This window comes from Candidatus Saccharibacteria bacterium (assembly GCA_016700015.1).
Classification (GTDB): domain Bacteria; phylum Patescibacteriota; class Saccharimonadia; order Saccharimonadales; family Saccharimonadaceae; genus Saccharimonas.
This window is the reverse complement of record CP064995.1, coordinates 969,760-995,313: the sequence shown is the minus strand read 5'-3', so window position 1 is coordinate 995,313 and position 25,554 is coordinate 969,760. Positions and strand designations below refer to the sequence as shown.

At 51.3% G+C, this 25,554-nt stretch carries 25 protein-coding genes; 13 read left to right on the top strand and 12 right to left on the bottom strand.

The annotated features are described in order from the left end of the window. Positions 1 to 90: 90 nt before the first annotated feature. The 11 genes from IPM09_05410 to IPM09_05360 form a co-directional block, all read right to left on the bottom strand. Positions 91 to 1,077: a HAMP domain-containing histidine kinase gene (locus IPM09_05410; GenBank protein ID QQS21916.1), complete on the bottom strand. Its 987-nt coding sequence runs from the start codon at positions 1,075 to 1,077 to the stop codon at positions 91 to 93. Next, on the bottom strand, positions 1,074 to 1,754 hold the full coding sequence (locus IPM09_05405) for a response regulator transcription factor (protein ID QQS21915.1): 681 nt from the start codon (positions 1,752 to 1,754) through the stop codon (positions 1,074 to 1,076). The genes IPM09_05410 and IPM09_05405 overlap by 4 nt, the downstream gene beginning before the upstream one ends. A gap of 49 nt (positions 1,755 to 1,803) precedes the next feature. Beyond that, positions 1,804 to 3,069, bottom strand: coding sequence for a hypothetical protein (locus IPM09_05400; GenBank protein ID QQS21914.1), 1,266 nt, complete (start codon positions 3,067 to 3,069; stop codon positions 1,804 to 1,806). 43 nt (positions 3,070 to 3,112) lie between these two features. Further along, positions 3,113 to 4,705 carry a PspC domain-containing protein gene (locus IPM09_05395; GenBank protein QQS21913.1) on the bottom strand — a complete coding sequence of 531 codons (1,593 nt, stop codon included), beginning with the start codon at positions 4,703 to 4,705 and terminating at the stop codon, positions 3,113 to 3,115. A 9-nt stretch (positions 4,706 to 4,714) separates the two neighbouring features. Next, positions 4,715 to 5,047, bottom strand: coding sequence for a PadR family transcriptional regulator (locus IPM09_05390; GenBank protein ID QQS21912.1), 333 nt, complete (start codon positions 5,045 to 5,047; stop codon positions 4,715 to 4,717). A 104-nt stretch (positions 5,048 to 5,151) separates the two neighbouring features. Continuing rightward, positions 5,152 to 5,643 (bottom strand): hypothetical protein, encoded by a 492-nt coding sequence (locus IPM09_05385; protein ID QQS21911.1) that lies wholly within the window; start codon positions 5,641 to 5,643, stop codon positions 5,152 to 5,154. Beyond that, positions 5,633 to 6,160, bottom strand: a complete 528-nt coding sequence (locus IPM09_05380) for an ImmA/IrrE family metallo-endopeptidase (GenBank protein QQS21910.1) — start codon at positions 6,158 to 6,160, stop codon at positions 5,633 to 5,635. Before IPM09_05380 ends, IPM09_05385 begins: the two co-directional genes overlap by 11 nt. Positions 6,161 to 6,242: 82 nt before the next feature. Beyond that, on the bottom strand, positions 6,243 to 6,500 hold the full coding sequence (locus tag IPM09_05375; protein QQS21909.1) for a hypothetical protein: 258 nt from the start codon (positions 6,498 to 6,500) through the stop codon (positions 6,243 to 6,245). Beyond that, positions 6,501 to 6,902 carry an ion transporter gene (locus IPM09_05370; protein QQS21908.1) on the bottom strand — a complete coding sequence of 134 codons (402 nt, stop codon included), beginning with the start codon at positions 6,900 to 6,902 and terminating at the stop codon, positions 6,501 to 6,503. Then, the gene (locus IPM09_05365; protein ID QQS21907.1) at positions 6,899 to 7,522 is read right to left on the bottom strand and encodes a class I SAM-dependent methyltransferase; all 624 of its coding nucleotides are present in this window, start codon (positions 7,520 to 7,522) and stop codon (positions 6,899 to 6,901) included. Before IPM09_05365 ends, IPM09_05370 begins: the two co-directional genes overlap by 4 nt. Positions 7,523 to 7,530: 8 nt before the next feature. Beyond that, positions 7,531 to 7,629 (bottom strand): prepilin-type N-terminal cleavage/methylation domain-containing protein, encoded by a 99-nt coding sequence (locus IPM09_05360; GenBank protein ID QQS21906.1) that lies wholly within the window; start codon positions 7,627 to 7,629, stop codon positions 7,531 to 7,533. 60 nt (positions 7,630 to 7,689) lie between these two features. On the opposite strand from IPM09_05360, the gene IPM09_05355 reads away from it, so the two are divergent. Genes IPM09_05355 through IPM09_05325 form a run of 7 tightly spaced genes read left to right on the top strand, consistent with a single transcriptional unit; the run spans position 7,690 to position 13,979 of the window. Further along, positions 7,690 to 8,547 carry a hypothetical protein gene (locus tag IPM09_05355; protein QQS21905.1) on the top strand — a complete coding sequence of 286 codons (858 nt, stop codon included), beginning with the start codon at positions 7,690 to 7,692 and terminating at the stop codon, positions 8,545 to 8,547. A 4-nt stretch (positions 8,548 to 8,551) separates the two neighbouring features. After that, a complete protein-coding gene (locus IPM09_05350; GenBank protein QQS21904.1) occupies positions 8,552 to 9,457 on the top strand; it encodes a hypothetical protein in 906 nt (301 codons plus the stop codon). Beyond that, a complete protein-coding gene (locus tag IPM09_05345) occupies positions 9,447 to 9,932 on the top strand; it encodes a F0F1 ATP synthase subunit delta (GenBank protein ID QQS21903.1) in 486 nt (161 codons plus the stop codon). The genes IPM09_05350 and IPM09_05345 overlap by 11 nt, the downstream gene beginning before the upstream one ends. Continuing rightward, positions 9,925 to 11,427: a sodium-transporting two-sector ATPase gene (locus IPM09_05340; GenBank protein QQS21902.1), complete on the top strand. Its 1,503-nt coding sequence runs from the start codon at positions 9,925 to 9,927 to the stop codon at positions 11,425 to 11,427. Before IPM09_05345 ends, IPM09_05340 begins: the two co-directional genes overlap by 8 nt. Further along, positions 11,424 to 12,284 (top strand): F0F1 ATP synthase subunit gamma, encoded by an 861-nt coding sequence (locus IPM09_05335; GenBank protein QQS21901.1) that lies wholly within the window; start codon positions 11,424 to 11,426, stop codon positions 12,282 to 12,284. The genes IPM09_05340 and IPM09_05335 overlap by 4 nt, the downstream gene beginning before the upstream one ends. Then, complete coding sequence (locus tag IPM09_05330) at positions 12,284 to 13,726, top strand: F0F1 ATP synthase subunit beta (protein ID QQS21900.1); 1,443 nt, start codon at positions 12,284 to 12,286, stop codon at positions 13,724 to 13,726. The genes IPM09_05335 and IPM09_05330 overlap by 1 nt, the downstream gene beginning before the upstream one ends. Next, complete coding sequence (locus IPM09_05325) at positions 13,719 to 13,979, top strand: hypothetical protein (GenBank protein QQS21899.1); 261 nt, start codon at positions 13,719 to 13,721, stop codon at positions 13,977 to 13,979. Before IPM09_05330 ends, IPM09_05325 begins: the two co-directional genes overlap by 8 nt. 2 nt (positions 13,980 to 13,981) lie before the next feature. Here the strand turns inward: IPM09_05325 and IPM09_05320 are convergent, their stop codons facing one another. Then, the gene (locus tag IPM09_05320; GenBank protein ID QQS21898.1) at positions 13,982 to 15,013 is read right to left on the bottom strand and encodes a hypothetical protein; all 1,032 of its coding nucleotides are present in this window, start codon (positions 15,011 to 15,013) and stop codon (positions 13,982 to 13,984) included. A gap of 101 nt (positions 15,014 to 15,114) precedes the next feature. Here IPM09_05320 and IPM09_05315 point away from each other — a divergent pair, with 101 nt between their 5' ends. From IPM09_05315 to IPM09_05290, 6 genes are all read left to right on the top strand, one after another. Continuing rightward, positions 15,115 to 15,855 carry a hypothetical protein gene (locus tag IPM09_05315; GenBank protein QQS21897.1) on the top strand — a complete coding sequence of 247 codons (741 nt, stop codon included), beginning with the start codon at positions 15,115 to 15,117 and terminating at the stop codon, positions 15,853 to 15,855. 125 nt (positions 15,856 to 15,980) lie between these two features. After that, positions 15,981 to 17,207, top strand: coding sequence for a hypothetical protein (locus IPM09_05310; protein QQS21896.1), 1,227 nt, complete (start codon positions 15,981 to 15,983; stop codon positions 17,205 to 17,207). Positions 17,208 to 17,311: 104 nt separating this feature from the next. Beyond that, entirely contained in the window at positions 17,312 to 18,469 is a 1,158-nt protein-coding gene (locus tag IPM09_05305) for a hypothetical protein (GenBank protein ID QQS21895.1), read from the top strand. Positions 18,470 to 18,475: 6 nt separating this feature from the next. Then, positions 18,476 to 19,474, top strand: coding sequence for a hypothetical protein (locus IPM09_05300; protein ID QQS21894.1), 999 nt, complete (start codon positions 18,476 to 18,478; stop codon positions 19,472 to 19,474). A 28-nt stretch (positions 19,475 to 19,502) separates the two neighbouring features. After that, the gene (locus tag IPM09_05295; protein ID QQS21893.1) at positions 19,503 to 20,462 is read left to right on the top strand and encodes a PKD domain-containing protein; all 960 of its coding nucleotides are present in this window, start codon (positions 19,503 to 19,505) and stop codon (positions 20,460 to 20,462) included. Between the two features lie 237 nt (positions 20,463 to 20,699). Beyond that, positions 20,700 to 25,544: a hypothetical protein gene (locus IPM09_05290; protein QQS21892.1), complete on the top strand. Its 4,845-nt coding sequence runs from the start codon at positions 20,700 to 20,702 to the stop codon at positions 25,542 to 25,544. The last annotated feature ends 10 nt before the right edge of the window (positions 25,545 to 25,554 follow it).

The following is a 25,554-nucleotide window of genomic DNA, read 5'->3' as shown; positions in this document are numbered from 1 at the left end:
TTTTCTCCTTTATTTAGTTAATGGTATGGACCCATAGTACAGGCTATCTTGCCCTGCTGTATGTGATTTTTTTCACGGAAAGCGCGAGTTTTAGGCAATTGGCAGCGAGACGCTAAAGGTACTGCCTTTGCCAGGTTTACTCGATACCTCAAGCTTGCCTTGATGTGCTTTGACGATGTTCTGGGCAATTGCAAGCCCAAGCCCATAGCCATCGGCGTCGTGGCGGGCCCTGGCTTTGTCGGCACGATAAAAGCGTGTGAAGACGTGAGGCAATGATTCGGCATCAATACCGATCCCCTGGTCGATCACAGCCACGACTACCCGTTTGTTACTCGTCTCACTTGTCACCCGTACGGTGCTGCGGTCGGATGAGTATTTAATGGCATTGTCGAGCAGTATTGTCAGCACTTGTGCCAGCGCCTGGTAATTCCCATAAACGACAGCGCGGCTAGTTTGGTCATCGACGGCAATATGCTTAGCGATTGCCTGGGCTGCAACTGAATTCATCGCGTCGGCCACCACACTTTGTATATTCACCTGTTCTTTTACGTACGTTTCTGGACGATCGCGCAACAGCTCGAGCAGCGACGCCGTCAGTTGCTGTAAGCGAGTAACATCGGCTATGTTGCCTTGCAGCACGGCTTTAGCTTCGGTCAGTGTCAACTTTTTGCTGCGCAGTGCGACTTCATTGGCCGCCATAAGCGCCGCCAGCGGTGTGCGCAATTCGTGACTGGCATCACTGACAAATTGCGCTTGCGCTTCCATATTGTCTTCGATCGGACGAAGCGTCCGCTCTGCAAGCAGATAGCTGAGTAACCCGCCAAGAAGCAGTGTCAAAGTGTTGAGTATGAGCAGCTGCAGGCGTAGCTCATTCTTGCCTTCATTTGCCCTTACCGCAAGGTAATCATCAATATCTTGACGTAGGTAACCACCAGCAAATCCGTCGTGCGGCCGCGGACGATCCAGCTGCTGAGCGCTCACACCGTAGAGCACGAAGCTAAAGCCAATCGACATGACCATAATGATGGTTAGGTACGTCGCCGCCAGTCGCAGCACATCAGCCTTTAGGTGTTTCATGCATCGTCCTTCACCACGTATCCAAACCCACGTACGGTCTGGATAAGCGGCTGGCTCGTAGGGAACTGTTTGTCGATTTTTTTGCGCAGGTAATTAATGAAAACTTCGACATTGTTCGGCAGTATATCGGCGTCAAAATCCCACACGTGGCTCATGATGTTGTTCTTGCTCAAAATGCGATTTTTGTTGCGTAGCAAATATTCGAGGATGGCAAATTCCTTTTTGGAGAGACTCACGGCACTGCCATCACGTGTGACAGTACGAGCAGCCACATCGAGCGCAAGGTCACTGACCGATAGGATATTCGTCGAAGTATCGCTTGGCCGCCGCAGCAAGGCACGAATGCGCGCCGTCAACACGTCGAATGAAAATGGCTTAGCCAAATAGTCATCGGCGCCACTATCAAGCCCCTTCACTACATCACGCGCCTGGTCCTTGGCGGTAAGCATGAGGACTGGCATATGCTTACCATCGGCCCGAAGCTTTTTCACCACTGCGTTTCCGTCGAGTACTGGCATCATGACGTCGAGAATTACGAGGTCGTAGTCGTCGCTTACCGCTGTGTTGTAGCCGTCTTCACCATCATACGCCACGTCAACTGCATAGCCTTCTTGCTCAAGGCCTTGCTTGATTGAGTTTGCGATACGGCGCTCGTCATCAACAACCAATACTTTCATAGCTTTATCATATTATAGGCAGTTTAAAGCAAACTTAAAAATGAGAATCTTAGTCGACGGCATGAGTACGGGCATACTCAGCACGACGCAGCTGCATCAGATACTCCACGGCCTCGGATGGTATATCCGGACGACGACCCTCATAGCCTGGACCCTCGCGCATACCAATCTTGTGCTTAGCCAGGAATTCAAGCAGTGAACCGTAGGGAGCTTCTTTAACCTTACGCCAACCAGTTTGGTTGGTGTAAGCGATCTTGCCTGGATACTCATGGTGCACATCCTGCCCTCCGACTTCGTCAAGTGTCGGGATATTAGCAACCGGTAGCTTAGACGCGTACGAGCCGTTTTCCTTTAGTTCAACTTTGCCTGTAAAGAAGTTTTTGAGTAATCGGCGTTTTGGCAGTTCTAGATCACCAGCATGACCATACGAGTTGACCAGCTGGCTTCCAGCAAACAGCCCTGCCGTCGCAGCGCTAGCAATCGCCACTCCTTTAGCTGCTGAGGCAGCGACTCCACTAACAGACCTTGGCTGATCAAGCAACACACGCAGTAGTGCGCTGCCGCCAAGCAGCCCCCAAAGACGTATATTCTTTTTATTTCTTTCGATGAATTCCTGGCGCGGTGTCCGTTCCAAGTGATCGGCAACCAATTGTGGGTTACGGTTATGAAACGTAACATCGTCATCGTATAGCCCATAGTTGAACAATGCGATGCCGGCAATTCCCATCGGATGTAGCGCAGGTGAGTGTGGGTCACGCAGCTTGTAGCGAACATCATACAGCGATGGGCTCTCGCCAAGTACCGGTACTGCTGCAGTATCACCACGAGGAGCTTCATAGAAGTAGCGTGGCTCCCGACCGTATAGTACGCGAGTAATTTCTGCATCAGTGTAATCTGACTGTGGTACATAAAGCCCGTCAATTAATTGTTTCGATAGCTTACCAAGCTGTAGTACTTCCTCGCGGGTCATTGCGGGCAGGCCAGGATCGATGCCGTGGAAGGTATCGGGCAAATTATAGCGAGCCGCAACATCTGGGTGCGCACCTAGCCACTCAACAAGATCAGCAATCTCAACCGCAGGAAGTAAGTTAGCATCCGTGCACGAATGATGATCCATATGCACCGCTGCCCAGCGTGATGTGTCGGTAAACGGCGCGCCAGCGACTTCAAGCACACCAGTAACAATTTTGCCAGGCTCCAGTGACCGATGCGTTGCTCTCCTATGGTCGAGAATAGTCGTTTTTAGTAGCGGGACAAGAGTCATCGCTCCAAACTGCACCCATGGGCTCCGTAGTATTTCTGTCGTTTTTTTCATGTGACTCCTTCTCGCTTGGTAGTCACTCTATTATACACCGTGCTTAGTCGGCAGCTGGCTCAGCCACAATACTCGCACAAGGCATGCGCTTTACGCTGTCTTTTGTCATATCAACAATAGCACCGTTTACCTCAAGGTGGCTGATGCTACTCAGCGTAACATTGGTACGGCGCTCGACACCACAAGATTCCGGGACCCGAAGACTTGCGTCCGCCAGGGAGCCAAATGCGGTGCTGCTACCACTGAGTAGGTTTGCCGTAACGCTACGGACATTGGCATTGGAAGCATTGAGCACTGCCCCTTCCTGAGCATCGATAGTCAGACGTGCGAGCTGACTGTCGCCGACGAGATCGAATGCTGCTGTCTGGCGTAGTACCACCGACAGCGAGGCCTGAGCTTCATGCATTGTATATAGCAAACCGCCATTTTTCACCTCAACTTGGCTTAGTGCAGGACCATAAACAACGAGTGTCGCCGGCAAACTACACCCCATTGCCATACCCTGGCATTGCTGACCCTCAACAATAATTTCGGTAGAGCTGCCACTTGCCGTCAATCTCACTGATGGTTCAGTGGTTTCGAATAGGGTGCTGTAACGAAGCTCGGCGTGCGGCTTTTCGGCGGTTACTGTGTACTGAACCTCCATACCTGAGCGCGCATCGACAACAAGCGACGTAGTGCCCATCAGGTCCTCGCTGACCGCGACTTGCTTGGTGTGTGAGTTTACCGTTAGACGAGCGCCGTCTCGATCTGCTAGCAGCGCGAACCCACCACCGCCTATAACAGCACCTACCAGCCCAAGTGCGATGATAACCGAGCCGGTGATCATCGTTTTCTTCGTGAGTTTCGCGGTAAACAGTGCGTGGGCAGTAATACCACACAACACAACAAACAGTATTCCTGCGATCACAAACGCCCCGAGCGGTAACCAATAACCATACTCGCTCAAGCGGTCTGTCATTCCCCACACACGCCACCCGCCTACCATCATGCCCATGAGTGCCGAAAGCCCTAGCACGATACTTGCGATGCCAGCCATAATGCGTAGCATAGTGAGCACAATCCGACTGTCGGCTTTGTCGGCCGATACAACAATGCTTTCTTCTTGAAGCGCTTCGAGCGTGACTGGTTTACCAGCCATTTGTAGTCGCTCGGCAGCGCTGCGAGCCGGCGGTATAACAATCCAGGAAATCAAATAGGCAAGTAGTGCCGCGCCGCTCGTCACAATAACAAGCACGATGAAGATGAGTCGCACCAGCACGGTATCAATGCGAAAGTAGGCGCCGAGCCCGGCACACACGCCGCCTAGCAGAGCGTGGTGCGTGTCGCGCATCAGCCGCTTTCCGGTTGCTGTTTGCTTTGTTAGTTCGCCCACCACTTCGTCACTGATGAATTCTTTTGGATCACCCAGCTGCTTCTTCACCGTGTCGACATTTTCGAGTGTAATGACACGCTCACCACTGGTGCCGTGATCGGCCAGTATTTCGACAATGCGTGATTCGATCTCGCGCATTGCGTCAGTGTCGGCACCGAGCGAGGTTTCAACAGCATGCAAATATTTTTCCAATTCCTTTTTGGCGCCAACTTCGATGTTGTAGGGAAGTTGAGCGAGTGATATGCGGGTAACTTCTTTCATAGTGTTTCCTTATAGTTTCTTTAGTGTCGTATTAAGTGCCTGAATGTCTCTGTTCATATATGCCATCACTTCGTGCCCAAAGTCAGTGATGCGGTAGTACTTGCGCGGCGGCCCCTGCTCGCTCTCCTGCCATTCATGTGTCAGTAAGCCATCTTTTTGTAGACGACTGAGCAGCGGGTAGATCGTGCCTTCGACAACCACCAGCTCGGCAGCGTGAAGTTCTTTGATGATGTCACTCGTATATTTAGCCTGATGCGAACAGACCCGCAGCACACAGTAGGCAAGAAAGCCTTTGCGCAGCTGGGTAGCTAAGCCTTCAGCATAGTTCGAGCTATCTTTCATAGGCAGCGTTCTCCATGGGTATTATGTATCATATGGTTCTATGTTATACAAGGTACTATGAATTGTCAATAGGACTAACGCAATGTCTGATTAGCAAATCACCTTTAGCCCTGTTCGTCATGGAAATCGGTACGAAGCGAGTCATTATGATGCTTAAAGAAAGGCTCAAACGTCCATACTTTACGCGTAATAATCATCAGCAAACTAATGAACTGTCCAAACATGCCTACCACCAGCAAATACATCGCCCACTGTGGTACGAGCTCGATCGTTTCAAAGCCTGGAATAGTTACGCGCGCGTATGCTTGCATAAAAATAAGTCCGATAACGACTAGGGAAAATACCACCGTGTACCAAATATAGAACCATAGCAGACTGCTGCGGTGCGCTTTTGCTTGGTCAAAAATCTCTTCAACCTTTTTATCAAGACCGGGCTCAGGCTGCTTAGTTTGCGCTTCTCTGCCGCCACCATCAGACAAATACTTAAAATATTCAATGCCCCGCGAGCTTACCTCAGCTGGTTGCGTGACGTGACCTGTAGCTTGTTTGCGCTCAGACGCTTTTTTATGGGTAGCCCCAGAGGCCCTAGTAGCCATTCCTTTTCAGCCACTCTCTCCTCACCCGAACTACCGATTCCGAGACTCCGAAAAAGTCTGCTATACTCTGATCACTTACAAACGGTTTGTCGACTTTCATAAATACATCTCGAGGCATAAGTAGCGTTTGCGCAAAAAAGTTTGCCTCGGCTTCGTCTTGCATATGCTTCGTCCCATCAAATGGCATATCGTCAATATAGTAGTTGCGTGAAGGGTTGTGCTTTAGTACATAATGCCCAAATTCGTGCGCCAAACTAAAAGTTTTGGAACGCTTTGTCTGGTTGGACTGAATAGCGATGATCGAGCGAGGGAACGTTTTGCTTTTCCTAAAAACTGCACCTTTAACATGACTATTCCCGTCGAAGTCGTCCTCCCTGATGAGAACATCAGGAATAGTATCTTGTATAAGCTTCTTGAGCGGTGCTTCTGGGTATGCCATCCCAGCATGGAGAGTGAGGGCGTTGACTAAATCTGTTATCTCCGCCTGTCGTTGTAGCGATAATCTATTAAGCGGCATGCGTCCTTCCTTTGCTATGTTTATTGTACAGGATAAATAAATTTTACGCCACGCAGCGCGGAGAGATGCCCTCGAACAAATCTCATGCTTCGCCGCCGAGTACTGGTAGATCAAGTGGATCCACGCCAAGCACCCCAGCTAGCCGTTCCAGCTGCTGAAACTTACCGTATTTTATCGATCGATCATCATGGGAATAGAGCCGGTAGTAGTAGTCATACTCTACCGTTTCACCTTTAAAATTCTGCGCCTGCGTCGGCTCATCGATCCGCCGAATATACCAGCCAGGTGGCTGATCAGCAAGCATACGGGCAAGTTTGGCATAGTGATTGAAGCCTGGCATTTACTTGCCTGCCTGACGGGCTGCTTCAAACAATCGCGTGTTCCGCTCGTAGCGCATATGCGCAAAAATCTTGAGTAATTTTAACAGGCGCAAAGCGCGAATACCACGTAGTAGTTCGAAGGTCGTGCTTGGTACCGGCACCGCTGCTAGCAAATAAAACCAGTGGTGACGCAGATACAAGGCACGATCCTTAGCCCAGTGCCATTCAAAAATAAATTCTGCCAGGAAAACGATAGCCGTAGCGACATCGAATGCCTCGATTGCGACCATCTGGCTGTAGGGTGGCTCAAAAAAGTGCTCATAGGCGAGAAGCAAAAGGTTTGCCACCACAAGTGTCATCATGATGACTTCTTTAACTGCCAAGAATTGCCGTAAGCGAAGCGTGCTGTTTATGGTATTCATTCCATCCTGATTATCGCAAGGCTACGTATAACTTGCAATCTATGTGGATGGGTATTGCCCCACTCACCCACTGCTTTGGCTGCACCGGGCAAGGCTTCATTTGCATAGTCATCGACGACAATCACAGCACCCGGAGCAAGATTGGGCGTAATCAGCCGTAGCGAGTCTTTGACTGACCGATAGTAATCGCCGTCTAAAAATGCAAACATAATATTTGGCGGGATGCTGCCAGCACTCACCTCTGTAAACCAGCCTTTATGCATAACCGGCAGCACAAGACCTGCCTTTTTAAAATTGAGTATGAAGTCTTTCTTTGTCGCCAGCAGCTCGCCCGGGCGGAACCAATCCCCCACGGCGCTGCTGTCCTCAGCTGATTTTTCGGGGAGACCCGCAAACGAATCATAGACATGAAATTCAGCCGTGCTTTTGTAGGCGTCGAGCAGCCGACGAATGAACAGTGACGTGGTGCCGGCGTAACAACCGAACTCCACAACGTTTCCCTGCGTGCCACTTTGTAAAAGACGCTCAAGCTCACCAAGCAATACTACCAGTTCATGCTTGTCTACCTGGTTAGAAATAATCGGATACTTTGTGAGTATGCTATTGGTAATCGAAAGCATTCGCCTTCCTATTGGCGCGCCGCGAGGTAGGCGATGACCAGTAGTATGATGATCGCGACGACCACCACAATCAGCTCCAGTACTGTAAATCCTGCTTGACGCTTCATTCTAGAGTAAATTGTAGCATGCTAGCAGTAGTAATACTCATGCTTTTTCGCTATACTAGTGTGCATAGAGGGGACAAGAACGACATGACCACCAACCGGCTACGCGCCTCTAGTGTATTTCGTGTGTCTGTGGCTGCAATCGCTGCCGCAGGCTTTGTCATGTCCCTTCCCTATGTTGCTCAAGCGATTACTGCAATTTCTCAGGGCTATTCGGCCGACGAAACCACGTCGATTGGCTCCATCGTTAGCCTCACTCAAAATACCACCGACCACGTAGTGCTATCCGACACAAACAACAGCGAAAGTATTGTCGGAGTGGTGGTAAACGACGGAACCTCACCGCTTACCCTCAACACTGGTAGCAAAAACCAGGTGCAGGTAGCAACCAGCGGCGTTGTGCCAGTGCTGGCAAGCGATATTAATGGCGAAATTAAACAGGGTGATCCTATTACGGCGTCAGCGGTAAAAGGCGTCGGCATGAAAGCCACCTACAATGCCAAAGTAGTCGGCATCGCGCAGGGCACACTGAGCGGCGTGTCGAAGCAAAAAGTGACTGTCGACAGTGCCGAGCAAGAAATATCTGTCGGGCAAGTACCGGTGCTGGTGAGTGTGAGCTATCACTACAAACAGCCCGACAAAACTATCATCCCGGCCACACTGCAAAACCTGGCGAATACTGTGGCTGGCAAAAAAGTCGATTCCCTGCCCATTATCATTAGTAGTGCTGTTTTTATCATCATGCTTATTACCGTTACGAGCATCATATACAGTATGATCCGCAGTAGCATCATTAGCATCGGCCGTAACCCAATGGCGCAATCGGCTGTATATCGCAACCTTATTCAGCTGTCAGTGGTCGTAATGGCAGTAATCGGGGTATCGGTGATAGCAATTTATATTGTATTGACGAGACTGTAGCGCGATGTTTGGTGGGGATATACTGCTAACCGTCTTCCTGCTCATCAACGTATTTGTAGTAGGTGTTATAGCGACGATCGCTTTTACTCATGCACGGGCGCACTTTAAGTCCGATGCGCCCTCACCCACTGCGCCGCAGGCCATGCCCATACTGCCGCTCGATTCACGGCGCCGGATTCTAGACGAAGCCGAAGAAGATTACCAGAAGATCCTGCGCAAGAACGCCGAAGAGCTACAGAAAAATCTTGAGTCAACAACTGAAAAATTAAGCCGTGAGCTCGACAAACTGGGCGATGGTATCATGAGTGACGAGCTGCGTCTTTACCGTGAAGGCCTCGACGAACTGCGTGAAGGCACGGCCACTAGTATTACCAACGCCCAAGCACTGCTGGCTGAGCACCAGACCGAGATGCGCGAGAAATTTGCTGCTCGCCAGGAAGAAATGGACAGCAAGCTCCGCGCCTACGAAGCCGAACTACAGGCCAAACTTGCTGCGCGCAATAGCGAGATTGAAGAACAATTCCAAAAAAAGCAGGCCGACTACGCCGCCAAGCAGGCCGAAACCGAAGCCCAGCTGGCTCAGCGCCAGACAGAGCTTGAGGCCGCGCTCAAGCAGCGCGAAACCGTACTAGCACAACACCAGGCTGATTTAAACGCCGAGTTTTTGGAGCGCCAAAAACAGCATGCTGCGCACCTTGCCGCTATGGAAGACAAGCTTACCCAAGAAATGGAGGCACGGCGCCATACCCTCGCTAGCCAACTCGATGCGAAACTCGGTGATATGATGGCGGCTTTCCTGACCGAAACCCTGCGCCACAATGTCGACCTGGGCGCCCAACTTCCCTACCTAACCGCGCAGCTCGAAGAGCATAAAGACGAGCTCAAAAAGGAGATTGAAAATGGTGTATAATCTCCCAGCTACCATTAGCTCTAAAGAAGACCTCATGAGTTTGATTATCGAAATTCGTGGCTACGCCAAATGGTTTAACCAATATGTCATCGCCGAAAGAGTGCAGACGCAGTATACTCAACCGCAGCCCGAACTTTCACCCGCTGCCATCGAAATACTAAAGCTCGCGCGTAGTGCTGATGGTATGACAAGCGCCAGCCTAGAAGCGCTAATCGCACAGCTCGAAACTACCAAGGCGCAAGCAAAAGTTATGACAATCACCTTAGCCGCTCCGGCTACAAATGAAGTCAAAAAAGCCCTCGTAGCATGGGCGCGCAGTAATATCGCGCCTGACATCCTTATTAGTTTTCGTTTCAATTCTACCCTACTCGGCGGTATGGTTGTACGGTTTGGCAGCCGGATTTTTGACTGGTCATTCCGTCGAACGATACTTAATGAACGCTACCGATTTGGTGAGGTGCTGACCCGTGTTTGATAACCAAATCTTCCAGCAGCTTGTTGAAGCTGGCAATCTAACTGGTGAGGTTGTGGCTATTAACCGCTTCATTGTCGAAGTGAAAGGTCTCGAGGGCGTACGTATCGGTTCCCAGGTGCTGTTTGATGATGGCCAGCGCGGCATGGTGCGCGAAGCCTATGGCGATCGCGTAATTCTGTACAACATCGACAGTGAAAACGTAGCACTCGGCGCCCTAGCCGTCGTCCAGTTCGACCAACTGCAGGTGCCCGTTGGGCCTGAGCTCGTCGGCCGGGTAATTAGTCCGATGGGTGAACCGCTCGATGGTAAAGGCATGGTGCGTACGGCAAATACGAGCGGTATCTTTACCCCGGCGCCAGGAATTATGGACCGCAAAATGCTCAATGAACAGCTCGCGAGCGGCGTCAGTGCTGTCGATAGTTTCTTCCCAATTGTCCTTGGCCAGCGTATTGCTATCCTCGGCGACAGTAAGTCTGGGAAAAGCACTTTCTTAAGCCAACTCAGCGCCAACCAGCAAGGCACTGATCGAATTGTTGTGTATGTGCTGGTCGGCAAGCGCAAAGTCGACATCGAACGGCTCCTTAGCGAGCTGCAACGTAGTGGAGCGATGGAGCACACGATCGTCGTGCTTGCCAATATTTTCGACAGCCTCACCCAGAGTTATATTGCACCCTACGCCGCCTGTAGTATGGCCGAGCATCTGTGGTACGGCGGGCAAGATGTCATCATCATCTATGACGACCTGAGTAGCCACGCCGAGGCCTATCGTCAACTGTCACTACTGCAAGAAGTCGACCCTGGGCGTGACAGCTACCCGGGCGATATATTCTACACACACTCTAGTCTTTTAGAACGGGCAGGTAAGCTGCTGACCAATGATAAGACCCTCACCAGTCTCCCGGTAGTCCTGACCCCAAACGATGATATCACTGCCTACCTCAGTACTAACATCATGTCGATCACTGACGGTCAGATTATTTTTGACCTAGGCTATTTCCGCAAAGGTATTCGACCTGCTGTCAATGCCGGACTTTCAGTCAGCCGTGTCGGTGGCCAAGCTCAGACCAAGCGTCAAAAACAGCTTTCAACTGCCCTCTTCAAAGCGCTGGCCCATTACCATCAGGCCGAAGAATTCTCGCACTTTTCAAGTCAGCTCAGTAGAGAGACACGAATCGACCTAGCCCGTGGACGTCACCTCTACCAAGCGCTAGGCCAGCCACCAGAGCAGCTTTTCTCACTGCCCGAGCAACAACTACTCCTCGAAACGATTATGAATAACGACACCGATGCCGCTATCGATGTTGCCAGCCTCAAGCAAGCTGTGAAAGGCCGCGGGGTCGATATGCACACCGAAGAAGATTACGACAAACTTGAAGCCGAACTACTGGCAAAATTCCGAGCCGAGATGCTCGCACCGGTGGAAGAAAAACCAGTCGAGGCCGCCCCAGAACAGAGCGATAAAAGAGACAAGAAAAAAATTGAGGTAAAATCATGAGACGTGCCAATATCGTCGAAAAAGATATGGTCGGTATCGGAACCTTGAAGGATCTTACCAATGTCTTTGAGAGTCTCGCAAGCACCCAGGTAGCAAAGGTCAAAAGCAAAGCCCAGCTTAGCCAGGAATTTTTCAACCTGTTGTGGCGCCGCTACACCTCAATTCGTGTTGATCCCAAAAAGCGAATAACGAGTCGTGACACCAAAACAAATGGTCGTAAAGTACTCGTGCTGATTAGTGCCGAAGCTGGACTATCTGGTGACCTTGACATGCGTATGATCGAAACAATGCAAGCGACGTATAAAGCAGCCGATACCGACATTGTAGTGCTCGGTAGTCACGGTGCCAGCCAGTTAACGCAGCGTGGCATCCCCTACAAACATTTTTTCCAAGTCCCCGAGAGTGACAGTTATATCAATGTTGCACCAGTTATCGATATCGTAAGGCACTACGAGAAAATCGTTGTGTATTATGAGGAGTATATTTCACTCGGTCAGCAAGAAGTTCGTAGCATCGACCTGATTAGTCATGTACAAGATATGAGTCAAGATGCCGAAGAGGGCACCATGACAGACCTCGACACAATTTTCGAGCCAAGCCTCGATGAAATTGCTGATCAGATGGAAGAAACCATGATGAGCCTCGCACTTAGCCAGACGATCTTACAAAGTGGCCTAGCCCAAGCGGCCAGTCGCTTCAATGCCATGACGGTTGCCGAAGATCGCGCTAGTGAACTGCTGGGTGAATACAAACTCGAATATCACCGCGCCAAGCGCAGCGAAAGTGACCGGCGATTACGCGAAGTACTCGTAAGTATCAAGAAAAAGAAGCGCGAAGCCGCGGCGGGGGCGCGCTAGTGGAAGACTATGTCGGTATTATCACGACCTTGCGCGGTCTGACGGTTGAGGTACAGATAGTTGGTGCACGACCGGAAGTAAAAGAACTGCTGACGGTCGAAGACCACCCCGAAGTGTTCCTCGAAGTAAACTTTTTCCGTGGTAGCAAGGCTGTCTGCCTGAATCTCAATAACAACTCGGTGGTACGCTGCGGCCAGCGGGTCAGTCGCGGTCACCGCAAAGTCAGTGTGCCCGTTGGCGCGGCGACACTTGGTCGTGTGTTTAATGCTCTTGGCGAGCCGCTTGATAAAGGCGAAGTCGTCACCGAAAACCTGCGCGTCATCAGCGAACCAACAGGCATGCGCAGTTACCGTAGCTCGGCCAAGCTTGAACTGCTCGAAACCGGGCTTAAAGTGATCGACTTTCTAACGCCGTTTGTGAAAGGCCGCAAGATTGGCGTCATCGGTGGTGCTGGTGTCGGCAAGACCGTGCTCACCATGGAAATGATCCACAACGTCACTATGGACAAAGGCGGCGATGGCACACCGACTAAATCGCTGTCTATCTACTGCGGCGTTGGTGAACGTATCCGTGAAGGTAATGAACTCTACGAAACTCTCAAAGATACCGATGTGCTCAAAAACACGGTGATGTTTTTTGGTCAAATGGACGCGACACCGGCAATTCGTAGCATGGTCGGCCCGGCCGCTGCGACAGCAGCCGAGTACTTCCGTGACGAGGAGGGTAAAGATATACTGTTCTTCGTCGACAACATTTACCGTCATGTTCAGGCTATGACCGAGCTGTCGACAAACCTTGGGTTAATCCCAAGTGAGGGTGGCTATAGCCCAATGGTATTTAGCGACCTACGGCGCTTGCAAGACCGCCTAGCTAGTACTGAACACGGCACCATTACCAGTGTGCAAGCAATTTACGTGCCAGCCGACGACTTAAGCGACCCAGCCGTGCAGGCGATTAGCCAACAGCTCGACAGCGTGCTGGTGCTCGATCGTTCCATTGCTGAGCAAGGTATTCGCCCAGCGGTGAACCTGCTCAAAACTACAAGTTCGCTGCTGACGCCGAGCATTGTTGGTGAGCGGCACTACCACCTGGCCGAGCGTGTGCAAGCGATTATGCAAAAGTACGACAGTCTCAAAAACATCATTGCAATTGTTGGCGAAAACGAGCTAAGCCCCGCCGATCGTCAGGACTATCAAAACGCCAAAAAGCTGATTCAGTTTTTCAGCCAGGATTTCGCTGTCGCTGAAAAATTTAGCGGCAAGCCTGGCGAATACTTTACCCTAGAGCAGACGTTGTCGGGTATTGAGGAAATTCTGCAAAGCGGCAGTGAGTCGAAAGACAAGGTGCCAGCTGAACAGCCAGGTCCCTCCCAACCCACTGACAACGAGACCGACAAAGAAGTGACTGGCAAACCAGCCGTGCCAGAAGCTGCCCATGAGTAAGACTGAAGCTCCTGTGCTACAAGTAGTCGCGCGGGCACCATTTCATGTCTATTACGAAGGACCTGCCTACAGCTTAAGCGCCACCAACCGGATTGGTGTGTTTGATGTATTACCGGGGCATGCCGACTTTTTTTCGATGCTTGTCCCCTGCACTGTCACCATCGATACCGAGCAAGAATCAGTCAGTTTTGAAATCTACAGCGGTATGCTAACAGTGAAAAACGATGAAGCCATGTTGTTTGTGAATATGTAAGGTTACTGTACAACAACATAGTCAAACGCATAGCCACCGGGCGCCAGCGCACCATCAGCACTAATAGTAAAGCCTGTCGACGTGCGATTGATGTAGAGGCCTGGTACTGCACGACCAATTGGCGTGACAACGACACGCGGCGTGCTGGCAAATCGCTCGGCAAAGGTAATAGTGGCGAGTAGGCCGCTACCAGCACCGACACCCGTGTTCACCGCCACAGTACCACTCGTATCGTTGCCATCAAGCGATACAGTGCCGTTGCTACCTGCACCCCCGCCGACACTGACACCTGGCTTGCCGCCAGAGCTGATCAAATGGCCCGCTACTGTCAGGTTCGACACTTGGAAATTGCGCACCGATAGCGTACCGCCAATCGCCAGATTACCAGCCACATTAAGGTTATTGTTGATAGTCGTTAATTGATTCACCGTCAGCGGCCCCTGTAACCTCGTGGTACCAGCTACCTGTAGATCCTTACGCAGATTCAGTGTCGACACCGTGCCATCACCGTTGACATTGAGCTTTTCCAGCTGCACATCGCCTGCTTGCAGTTTAGCAAGGCTAGCGTCGCTAGCGGTAAACTTATTATTAAGCTGCAATACTCCCGCGACTGATAGGTCTCCACCCATCACTACTTTGCCATTAAAGGTGCTGTTGGGACCGACGACAAGCTCGGTTTCGGCATTTCCCACCGGGTTGCGACTAACCCCTAATTTATCGAGGGTACTAGCACTGATTGTCACACCGTTCTTTACCTTGGCATCCTGGGCGTCGGCGTTGTTTTTCATAACAACTGATAAAATAACAGCGTTGAGCCCTAGAATTAATGCGACAACCGCCAGGCCAATGAAAGTGGCTTTGTGCGAAGGGCGATAAGCGATACGGCGTTTCACTGCAGTAGCAGGCGCATGGTCGACATGGGCTGCCATCGACTGCTCAGGGGTCGCAAACTTAGCATCACCCGTATCTTGGGTGGTGAGCAGTTCTGGCGCTGGTGCGGCGCTACCATCAGCTTGTTTTGGCTCTTCGCTCATGTCTGTTTCTCTTGTTTTGTATCCAATTCATAGTATACCGCTTATGGGGAAAACTTGCAAAATCCTTACGGTTCACCCACAATAACGGCATGGACCCAGGTATGAAACTGCGGCGATTTGTTTTGGCATGCTTAGTGTGCCTAACGCTTATCGTACCACCTGCACATGCCGAGACGTTGCAGTCCAACAACTATAAATTCGATGAACCGACGGTGGGGGCCGGCAGCCTGACCCAATCAAGCTCATCAAGCTATATTGGGCAATCCGCGTTCGGTGATTTAGGAGTTGGCAACTCGGCATCGTCGAACTTCCAAGTTAATGCCGGATCAAAAACTAGTCCAGACCCCGTGCTGAGTGTTGCAGTCAATAATGCGCTTATCGACTTTGGTACATTTTCAGCTAACAGTGCGTCAACTGGAACTGCCACGTTCACTGTTATCAACTACACAAGCTATGGCTACGCCGTGCAGCTGACCGGCACACCACCTTCACATAATGGGAGATCAATCAACGCCATGACAACTACCAATATCTCTCAGCCTGGCATTGAGCAGTTTGGTATCAATCTTGTTGCTAACACATCGCCAGCAAGCTTTGGCGCTAATCTCGACAATGGCCAGTTTGGCTTTGGACAGATTGGCAATGGGCCTAGCTCACCAAATTATGCTGATTACACGACACCTAATGAATTTCGCTATGTAGCTGGTGAAACTATCGCCAGTGCGCCAAAGAGCTCTGGTAAGACCACTTATACTATCAGTTTCCTCGCCAATGTCGCGGGCATCACCCCTGGCGGTACTTACACTAGCTATCAGACACTGATCGTGACCGGTACCTATTAGTTATCCACAGGCTGCAGACTGATCACGCATAGTGATATGAAAAATATGGTAAAAATTGTTGACACACTACAACGCTCATGGTAATATCTCTGGTAGAAACCTTAACAAAAAAACAAAAATCCACCATGAAAAAACCTATATCCACCACCATACATCGCGCGCTTAGCGTGTTTTTGCTTGTCACAGTCGTAGTGGCGCAGCTCGCGTTCCCTGCCAACCGAGCAAGCGCCGATCAGATCGTCACAAGATCACTTACTCTGCAAGCTGCAGATACCAACCCAAGCGGGCTTAATGGTGGTTCTCGCCCCAGTGGTGCGGTGCCAAATATCAACTCGAAAGCAAACCACGTATTTACCTTCACACTTCCTTCGGTGACTGCCACGCCGGTAGGCTCAATCAAGTTTGAATACTGTACCACTGCGGCTGACGTCGGCGCATTGACCTGTGTTGCACCAACGGGGCTCGATTCAACAACAGCGACACTCGGTACCACTTCTGGTATTACTGGCCTTACAAAGGTTAACGGCGCATCGGTTAATGTTTACTACCTAACCCGTTCACCGGGCTCACAGGCGGCTGTGCCCGCGAATACTGCCGTCACGGTCAATATAAAAGACATGATTAACCCTTCGGTACTTGGTACATTCTTTGTCCGCATCTCAACATACAACAGTCTTGATACCACTGGCGCTGCTATCGACCGTGGTACGGTTGCCGCTAGCACCGCTGACCCAATCGAACTAAGCGGTGTCATGCCCGAATCGCTCGTCTTCTGCACTGGTGCGACCGTTAGCACCGATACTGGCCTGCCATCTGGCGTGCCAGACTGCTCAACAGCGACCGATGGCATCATTCAGTTCAACAAGCTATTCTCGCCAACCGACACCGCGTATTCACTATCACAGATGGCAGCCAGTACGAACGCGGGCTCAGGCTATACTATCACCGTCAATGGACCAACGCTTACTTCTGGTAGCAACACGATTGCTGGTATGGCAACACGCGGCACTCGCGTACGTGGTACTGCACAGTTTGGCCTGAACCTTGTTGCAAATAATGCTGCAGTCTCAGCCGGCATCGAAACTGTTACCGCCCCCTTTACTATTGGCAGTTCGGCTGTCGTCCCAGCACCAAACGGTACCAACCTTCGTGGCCAGCCAACTACCGACTATGGCGTGACGGACGAGTTCAAATTCGTTGATGGCAATACTGTGGCGCAAAGTGATGATGGCAGCCTCGGTGCCTCTGATGCCCAGATCTACACTGTCAGTTACATCGCCAATGTGCCAGGTAGTCAGCCAGCTGGTACCTATAGCACTACCCTTACGTACATCTGTACCCCTACTTTCTAGCATATCCATTCCCGGTTTCTCCAAGCTGCCACTTATCAACAGGTGGTAGCTTGTGTTAGCGAAAGTATTTGACCAAGCTGTCTTGCTTATGGTACACTGCGGACATGAAAAGTGTGAGGGGAGTTGCATACGTTTTAAGTGTGTTGCTGGTTGCGGCGGGCGTCACTGTCACTTTGCAGTCGGGACTAGCCAGTGCAGACCAGATTACGTCTCGATCATTAACATTGATCGGTGTTGGTAATGTCGGTGGCTCTTTGCCTGGCGGCAATGTCAACCACAAGCTGACGTTTACCATACCTACCCTTGGCACCGCACTCGGTTCAGTGCTCTTTGAATATTGTACTGTTGCTTCCAAAGTCGCCTGCACCGCCCCGACTGGTATGGATGCGTCCATCGTCACTGGAGTTACGGATACGGGCTCCGCTGTCACGGGCTGGTCTGTGCATGCATCAACTGTCAATAGTGTCATCGTCAAACGTGCTGCCGCGTCCAACCCAGCAGGCGGTGCCTTAGTCATCCAGCTCAACAACATCAAGAACCCGACAACGACCAACTACACCTTCTTCGTCCGCATCAGCACATTTAGTAGCCTGGACGGCACCGGTACGGCCATCGACACCGGTTCGGTTGCAGCCAGTACCGCTACAGCGATCCAGCTTAGTGGTGTTATGCCCGAAAGTCTCATCTTCTGTACCGGCGGCACAATATCGATGAATGGTTCAGTACCTGACTGCACAACCGCTACAACTGGTGTCATCGAATTTAACCAACTCTTCTCCCCCCAAGATACCGCAATCGCAAAGTCACAAATGGCCGCCAGTACCAATGCCTTTTCAGGATATGTTATCACAGTCAATGGACCAACCCTTACATCGGGTACCAGTACAATCACCGCTATGGCGCCGGGAGCGGCCGATGCTCCAGTGGCTGGGTCTAAGGGTTCTAACCAGTTCGGTCTCAACCTTCGCGCCAACACAAACACTGGCGGTCCCACCGGAATTAGTAGTTTTCCAGGCTCGAGTGCAGATATCAACCCCGCGCCAAATGGTACAGACCTACGCGGCCAGCCGGCATCTGACTACAATGTCGTGAATAACTTCAAGTTTTCGACCGGTGATGTAATAGCTGGCAGTGACAATGGCGGCACCGGCCCGACCAATGGTCAGTTATACACTATCTCATACATCGCCAATGTAGCCGGTAACCTGACCGCAGGTACGTATAGCACCACCTTAACGTACATTTGTACTCCGACCTATTAGATCACCATGAAATATAGCTTATCCATTATCACCACATTGATTGCAGGCTTCACGGTCACGCTTTTTACAACCGCACTGGTAAGTGCAGTTGACCCGCCAGCCAACAATCAACAAGGGCTAGCGCTTGAAATCGCACCACCCGTACTCAACTTTGTTGTTGATCCGGGCGAAACCATCAAATCGGAGATTGCAATCCGCGATGTGTCAAATTCAGCGCTGTTCGTCACGAGTGAGATTAATGACTTTACTGCAAGTGGCGACGAAAGCGGTAATCCACGAGTGATTACCGACGATGCTGAGCCCAGCCCCTATAGTCTTATACCGTGGGTAAGCAAGTTTCCAAACCTTACCCTAAAGCCTAAGCAGCTCGAAAAACTTCCGCTCGAAATAAAAGTACCAGCGAATGCTGCACCGGGCGGCTACTACGGTGTGGTGCGTTTCACTGCAAGTGCACCAGCAGGCACCACCAGTAGCGTGTCGCTCGCACCGAGTCTCGGAGCGCTGATTTTGATTCGCGTCAAAGGTGCGGCAACTGAAAAACTAACGATTGCTGAATTTTATATGGAAAAAGACGATAAAAAATCGACATTTTTCGAAGAGATACCGTTTAATTTTGTTGAGCGTGTCAATAATGAAGGCAATGTGTATGAACAACCTGTCGGCACCATACTCGTCAAAGATATGTTTGGCAAACCAGTCGTTAATATCAATGTCAATAGCGAAGCGCGTAATATTTTGCCCAAGAGTGTTCGCAAATTCACTCAGCCACTCGACAAAGCTGCACTAGGAACCGGCTTCCTGTTCGGACGATACACTGCTGAGCTGAAGCTCAACTACGGCGATAAGCTTACTACAACTCAAACTCTCTCATTTTGGGTTATTCCTTGGCGACTTATCCTTCTGATACTGTTCCTGCTCACCGTCGCTATCATCGCAATTCGTGCGGCTATCCTGCGCTACAACGAACGCCTGCTTGGCCGCTCTCGCCGCTCCCGCCGTCGCTAGGCAATAACAATTATGGTATACTAGGCACATGCTTAGGAAGCTATTGAAGCTGACGCATCACAAACACACAGCAAAAGTACGACCACACGAACATACCTCATATGTACCGCTGGCACTATTACTATTTGTGGTCGGTGTATGCCTCACTACCTACACGGCAACCGCTTGGGAGCGGCCAGGTCCGGCCGCTGGATCGATAGGTATGTATGGCACCGTACCCGGCAAGCCACCAACCACTGCCGCAGTAATCAAAACACCAACCAGCGGCCAGCGTTTTAGCCAAACCCCTGTGGTCGTTTCGGGAACCTGTCCTAAAGACACGCTTGTTGAGTTATTTAAAAATGATATCTTTGCCGGTTCGGCAGTGTGCTCCAGCGACGGAACGTTTAGTTTTGAGATCGATCTACTCATTGGCCAAAATACACTAGTTGCAAAGGTGTTTGATGCCCTCAACCAAGTCGGCCCGGACTCGGGTAGTGTGGTGGTTTATTTCGACGCGCCCACAGGTACTGGCAGCCCATTTGCTCAGCTCAATTTCGGCGGCCCACAACTACTCCTCAACACCGATGCGGTATTCCGTGGTACTTTCCCAGGTAAAGAAATGACAATTCCGCTCGACATCATCGGTGGCCGCGCACCATATGCCATCAACATTCAGTGGGGCGACAGCACAAATAAAGTAGTATCGCGGCCCGACAACACCAGCTTCCGCACTGCCCACACTTACCAGAAAGCCGGCACCTACCAACTATCGGTCCAGGCAACCGATGCTGACGGGCGTGTTGCCTTCATCACCGTAGCTAGTATTGTTAATGGCCAGCCCGACCCTGACGCCGCAGTAGCAGCTACCACCAAAGAAACGACTAATGTGCTACTGGTACTATGGCCGCTATTTGCTGCTACCTTCGCCGTGGTAGTAAGTTTTTGGATTGGTGAGTGGCGCGAAAAGCGTCTACTCGAAAAGCGCGGCCTCTTGTTGGCAGCCTAGTTTTCCACAGGCCTGTCAAGCTTTTATATAAAGTACTTGCATAATTTACCATAAGCATGTATGCTAAGTGAGTAAAACCACGTGTGTGAGAAACAAAAACGGCTTTACAGCACATAACAAAAACAAAACACCACCACACAGCCTTACGCGCTGTGTTTTTGGCGTACTAACACTCAGGAACTGCTCTCCCTGGCCACATCTTGGTCTCACGGGTGCTTTTATTGCACTCCCACGAAATTGGCGAATATCGGAGCCGGACCCACCATTAACACAAACACCACAATCAGCTTGGCTGGTGTGCTAACGCGCATACTATTTGTAGGCGCCCTTCTACTGGGCGTATTTGGTGTTGGCATTTTTGCTGCACCAGCTGCGCACGCGGCCACCAACCAACAAATGAATTTCCAAGGACGTCTGTTGAACGCCCAGGGTGCTGTTGTGCCCGACGGCTACTACAACGTCCAGTTCAAGATCTATCAAGACGGCACCGGCACTGCTGCCGGTAACCCTGGTGGTACTTTGAAATGGACTGAAAGCTGGCTTAATACTTCGAGCCAGGGCGTTTTAGTTGTCAATGGCTATATGTCCGTGCAGCTGGGGTCTATCAATCCGTTTGGTACTCAAGTGGACTGGAACTCCGACACCTTGTGGCTGAGTATGAATATCGGCAATACCAACACGACATGTACGCCCTTCACAAGCTGTTCGCCTGATGACGAAATGCTCCCTATGAAACGCCTCTCTTCAGTTGCCTACGCGATGAACGCCACCATGCTTGGTGGTCGTGACGCTAGTGGGTTTATTCAGAATACGACAACTGTACAGACTGCTAATATCGCAGTGCAGAGCGCCAGTGCTAGTAGTGTGGGCGCGGTTGTTCAAGGCGCCTCGGCCCAAACAGTCGATATGTTCAGACTGCAAGACAGTGCCGGAAACATCAATGCTGCTTTCAACAATACCGGCAACCAGCTCACCCTCGGCCGCATTGCCACCAGCGGCACGGTAACCCAAGGTAAGCTTGTGTTGAGCGATGGCACAACCGATGGCTACAGCCTAACGCTTCAAACTAGTGTATTGACTGCCAATCGAACCATTATCTTGCCAGATTCAACTGCTGCCACCGACACAATTTGTCTTCAAACCGCCGCCAACTGCGGATCGGCTGGTGCAACCCGCCAACTAGACAATCTCACTGGCGTCGCTATCAATGCCAGCCTCACCCCAGGAACGGCCTATGCGAATACTATCGACATTGGTTCAAGCACCTACACTTGGCGCAACGGCTACTTTGGTGGTGCCGTGTACGCACCGGCTATTCGCCCACTTACGGACAGTGCTACCGCTCTAAAAGTCCAAAATGCCGCCGGCACGTCGGATGTCGTCACTGTAGATACTACAAATAGCCGAGTTGGTGTCGGTGCAACCGGGGGAGCACCAACGACGACACTCCAAGTCGCCGTCAACAATAGCGTCACATCAAACCCTCAAACCCTCATCGAGCAAAAAGGAACAGGTGATGCAACCTTGCAAATTAAGACGCCTTCCGAATCGTGGTATCTAGGAGCTGACGCGAGTGATAACTCAACCTTCAAGATCAACTCGGGCCTTGCTGCAAGCAGCACGAGTGTATTTGGTAATACTACGACTGGAACAGCAACTGACAACGACGACAACGGCCGACTCGAAGCCGGTCTGTACAGTTCTGGTGTAAACGGAAATGTTATCAGCTTATCCGTTTATATGACTTGTCCGATCAGTGCGTCACCCAACAACCAGTTCCGAATGGGTCTTTTCACTAATAATGCTGGTACACCCGGTACCCTGCTTACTCAGAGTAGTGCAACAACACTTGTAAACGGTTGGAACGCTGTAAGTGTCAGCCCAACAGCAGTGACAAGTGGTACAAGTTACTGGATCGTTTATTTCACTAATGGTACCGCCACTAACCAAAACTGTTTTAGGACGACAACTGGTGGTGGAACAAACGTTGCTACATGGACCAACAGCGGACAAACGTGGGGCCCGCTCCCCTCTAGCTGGCCAGGTAATGCATCAGGAACACCTACAAATGATTTGCCAGCTTTTTACGCAACAGTGCAAACCTCATCTACCTACGATTCGTATGGAGCCACCACTTCTTTACTCCAACTCACTAACACCGGACGGTTGACCCTTCGTAATAGCATCGATTCGACGAGCGCATTTAGTGTTCAAAATGCCGCTCAAGCGAGTGTCCTGCTTGCTGATACGACAAATAACCGTGTCGGTATAGCCTTAGCAAACGGCGAAACCGCATCATATGACCTCAGTTTCGGCGGTGGAACTGATCGGATCATCGGGGTCAATACAAACACGAGCACAGGAGCGGGACGCTCCCTAACGTTACAAGGTGGTGGTGGTAACGGCACTAACCAAGCCGGTGGTGCGGTTAACATTATCGGTGGCGCACCAACAGGTTCAGGGGTGCGAGGTGCGGTTAACCTCCAAACAACCGTCAATGGTGATGTCAATATAGGAAATGCCGGGAGCGCTGCTAACACCGTCACACTGACTGCCGGTGCAACCAATGGTATTAAGCTTGTTTCGGACAAGATAATGGTTGGTAATGCCACCACCACAACCACTATCCAAAAAACTACACAAACCACTGCCGGCCAAGCTGGGCAGCAGCTCACCATCCAGGGTGCTACCAGTGGTACAACTGGAGTGGGTGGTGCAGTGCTCATCCAGGGTGGTAATAGCGCAACTGGTACGACTGGCGGCAACCTCACTCTGGCCGGTGGAACCGGTACCACATCAAACGGTCTTGTTATACTCAATACGTCAGCCTTCCAGACGATCGCCAATGATGCCAACTGTTTCCCAAGTGGCACTGAATCAACCTCATCATCTGGATGTACTGTCGCTCAGACATCCGTCAACAACTATGCTTCTGTCATCGTCGGGTTTACCCAGGATGGACAAACAGCAACCCTCCCAGATCCAAGTATTGCAACTGCTGGACGCGTCGTTTACGTGACTGCATCAAATCTCACAAAGGACTTTACACTGAGTGTCAATGGTGGCGGCCAAGGCAATCAGATTGCAATGCGTAAGAATACAACCGCAACGATGATCTGGAATGGCGCTGATTGGACGGCTGCGGGTGCATCGAGCTCGACTACCCTCCAGGCTGCCTACGACAACACACTCCAGAGCGCCGGTGGCGCCGAACTCGTCGTCAGTAAAACCAGTGCGACCAATGGTCTGACCATTCGTGATAGCTCTACCAACCCTGTGAATGGTACGCTCCTCAGCGTCCAGACAAAAAGCGCGGCAGGCTTGCTCCAGGTCAACAGCAATGTCACTGAATATGCCAGCAATGCCGGTGCAGAGACTGCTGGTGCCAGTGCCACAACCTTCCCGGCCAGCACTTGGAGTAGCACCGGTACTGCCACGGTCACCCGCCAAAATGTCGCCGGTAGCTATATCGCCACTGGTCAAGGTTCTGTATCGATTGCCGCAACCGCCGCTAACAGTGGTGCCAAAAACCAACTCATCAATAGCAGTGGTAGCGCCGCCGCCTTGACAGCCAACACTACCTACAACGTCAGCTTCACTACTCGTCTCACCAGCGGTTCAAGTACGTTTACAGACCTCAACGTGCAATATTCGGCTGATGGCAACACTACCCTCCTCACTGCTTGTGGTGCCACCTCAGCTGTCAACACAAGTATCTGGACCAAGGTCAACTGCACCTTCACGACGCCCGCTAGTGGTATCACCAGCGGCAACGCGATCCTCATTCGCCAAACTGCCAGTGCGACACGTAGCTTCTACGTTGACAATCTCAGTGTCACTATTGCCGCTGACTATAACTTTGCGACCGATGGTAGCGTGAATGACTCAGGCAATTACGCTACCAACTGGCCCAACTCTGGCCAGGGTACCGTGACGAGCTCCCGCATCACAAGTGATGGCAACGACGCTAGCGACAGTGCACAAGCTGCCGTCACCACTGGTGCTGCCAACGCCGGCATCCGCAACAAACTGTCGTCGAACCCACTGAGCTCGACACTCTACCGCGTCACCGTTTATGGCAAACTCATCTCTGGCGCCGCATTTACCGATTTTAAGGTCCGCTATAGCTATCTTGGCAGCACTTCAACTACCGCTGGCGACTACGTCGATTGTGTTGACTACAATACACAGACGCTCGTCACCACTGCCTGGACAAAGGTCACCTGTTACATCCAGACTGACGCCAATACCGCAACTAACCCCTATGTCTACTTCGTCGAGGCCGCTTCGGGCGTACGCACCTTCGCTGTTGACTCTTTCAGTATGACGCTCGCCAGCATCACGACACCAAATGTTCAGGTCGGCGGTGGTATCAATGGTGGCCCAACCACACTCTTCACACTCGACAAAGGCGCCAGTGCGCCCATCGCCAGCAACAACGACGCTTTGCTCGGGAGCATGTACTACGACACAACGCTCGGCAAGCTGCAGTGTTACGAGGCAGACGGCTGGGGTGCTTGTGGTTCGAGCCCGGACAACATTGTCACTATCAGCCCAGAGTATACCAACGCAGTGCTACACGGCACCGGTATCGGCACCATGACGAGCGACCTCTGCTCGGACTACCTCAACATCAACGACGGCAGCGGCAGCCCTGCACAACCAACCATTTGCGGTACCAACGAGACCTACAACTTCTACAAATGGACCAGCCCGCAGGCGACCGCACAGACCTATGCAATCTACGTTACTTACCAGTTACCAAGTACCTTCAAAGAATTCAACTCAGGTCAGACATCGCTCATGGGCCGTACCGACAACGGCAGCAATGGTGGTTCGGCGACGGTGCAATACCAGATCTACCGCAACAGCGGCACAGGCCTTACCGCCTGCGGGTCAACCATCAGCGTATCGACCGGCACACAGACTTCGTGGCAAATCGGGAACGCAACCGGTGCCGCCGACCCATCGACCTGTGGCTTTGCGCCTGGCAACAGTATCGTCTTCAAGATCGACATGACTACCAGCAAAAACGCCAATGCCTACGTCGGTAACCTCAACTTTGCCTTCAGTAACAAGTAGTAGCCCCATC

What these genes read in the sequence shown, in the direction of transcription:
- IPM09_05335 (QQS21901.1), top strand. Translation starts at nt 11,424, where the DNA reads ATGAGACGTGCCAATATCGTCGAAAAAGATATGGTCGGTATCGGAACC.
- IPM09_05310 (QQS21896.1), top strand. Translation starts at nt 15,981, where the DNA reads ATGAAAAAACCTATATCCACCACCATACATCGCGCGCTTAGCGTGTTT.
- IPM09_05305 (QQS21895.1), top strand. Translation starts at nt 17,312, where the DNA reads ATGAAAAGTGTGAGGGGAGTTGCATACGTTTTAAGTGTGTTGCTGGTT.
- IPM09_05385 (QQS21911.1), bottom strand. Translation starts at nt 5,643, where the DNA reads ATGGCTACTAGGGCCTCTGGGGCTACCCATAAAAAAGCGTCTGAGCGC.
- IPM09_05360 (QQS21906.1), bottom strand. Translation starts at nt 7,629, where the DNA reads ATGAAGCGTCAAGCAGGATTTACAGTACTGGAGCTGATTGTGGTGGTC.
- IPM09_05375 (QQS21909.1), bottom strand. Translation starts at nt 6,500, where the DNA reads ATGCCAGGCTTCAATCACTATGCCAAACTTGCCCGTATGCTTGCTGAT.
- IPM09_05365 (QQS21907.1), bottom strand. Translation starts at nt 7,522, where the DNA reads ATGCTTTCGATTACCAATAGCATACTCACAAAGTATCCGATTATTTCT.
- IPM09_05410 (QQS21916.1), bottom strand. Translation starts at nt 1,077, where the DNA reads ATGAAACACCTAAAGGCTGATGTGCTGCGACTGGCGGCGACGTACCTA.
- IPM09_05315 (QQS21897.1), top strand. Translation starts at nt 15,115, where the DNA reads ATGAAACTGCGGCGATTTGTTTTGGCATGCTTAGTGTGCCTAACGCTT.
- IPM09_05370 (QQS21908.1), bottom strand. Translation starts at nt 6,902, where the DNA reads ATGAATACCATAAACAGCACGCTTCGCTTACGGCAATTCTTGGCAGTT.
- IPM09_05380 (QQS21910.1), bottom strand. Translation starts at nt 6,160, where the DNA reads ATGCCGCTTAATAGATTATCGCTACAACGACAGGCGGAGATAACAGAT.
- IPM09_05320 (QQS21898.1), bottom strand. Translation starts at nt 15,013, where the DNA reads ATGAGCGAAGAGCCAAAACAAGCTGATGGTAGCGCCGCACCAGCGCCA.
- IPM09_05345 (QQS21903.1), top strand. Translation starts at nt 9,447, where the DNA reads ATGGTGTATAATCTCCCAGCTACCATTAGCTCTAAAGAAGACCTCATG.
- IPM09_05400 (QQS21914.1), bottom strand. Translation starts at nt 3,069, where the DNA reads ATGAAAAAAACGACAGAAATACTACGGAGCCCATGGGTGCAGTTTGGA.
- IPM09_05395 (QQS21913.1), bottom strand. Translation starts at nt 4,705, where the DNA reads ATGAAAGAAGTTACCCGCATATCACTCGCTCAACTTCCCTACAACATC.
- IPM09_05350 (QQS21904.1), top strand. Translation starts at nt 8,552, where the DNA reads ATGTTTGGTGGGGATATACTGCTAACCGTCTTCCTGCTCATCAACGTA.
- IPM09_05295 (QQS21893.1), top strand. Translation starts at nt 19,503, where the DNA reads ATGCTTAGGAAGCTATTGAAGCTGACGCATCACAAACACACAGCAAAA.
- IPM09_05390 (QQS21912.1), bottom strand. Translation starts at nt 5,047, where the DNA reads ATGAAAGATAGCTCGAACTATGCTGAAGGCTTAGCTACCCAGCTGCGC.
- IPM09_05405 (QQS21915.1), bottom strand. Translation starts at nt 1,754, where the DNA reads ATGAAAGTATTGGTTGTTGATGACGAGCGCCGTATCGCAAACTCAATC.
- IPM09_05325 (QQS21899.1), top strand. Translation starts at nt 13,719, where the DNA reads ATGAGTAAGACTGAAGCTCCTGTGCTACAAGTAGTCGCGCGGGCACCA.
- IPM09_05300 (QQS21894.1), top strand. Translation starts at nt 18,476, where the DNA reads ATGAAATATAGCTTATCCATTATCACCACATTGATTGCAGGCTTCACG.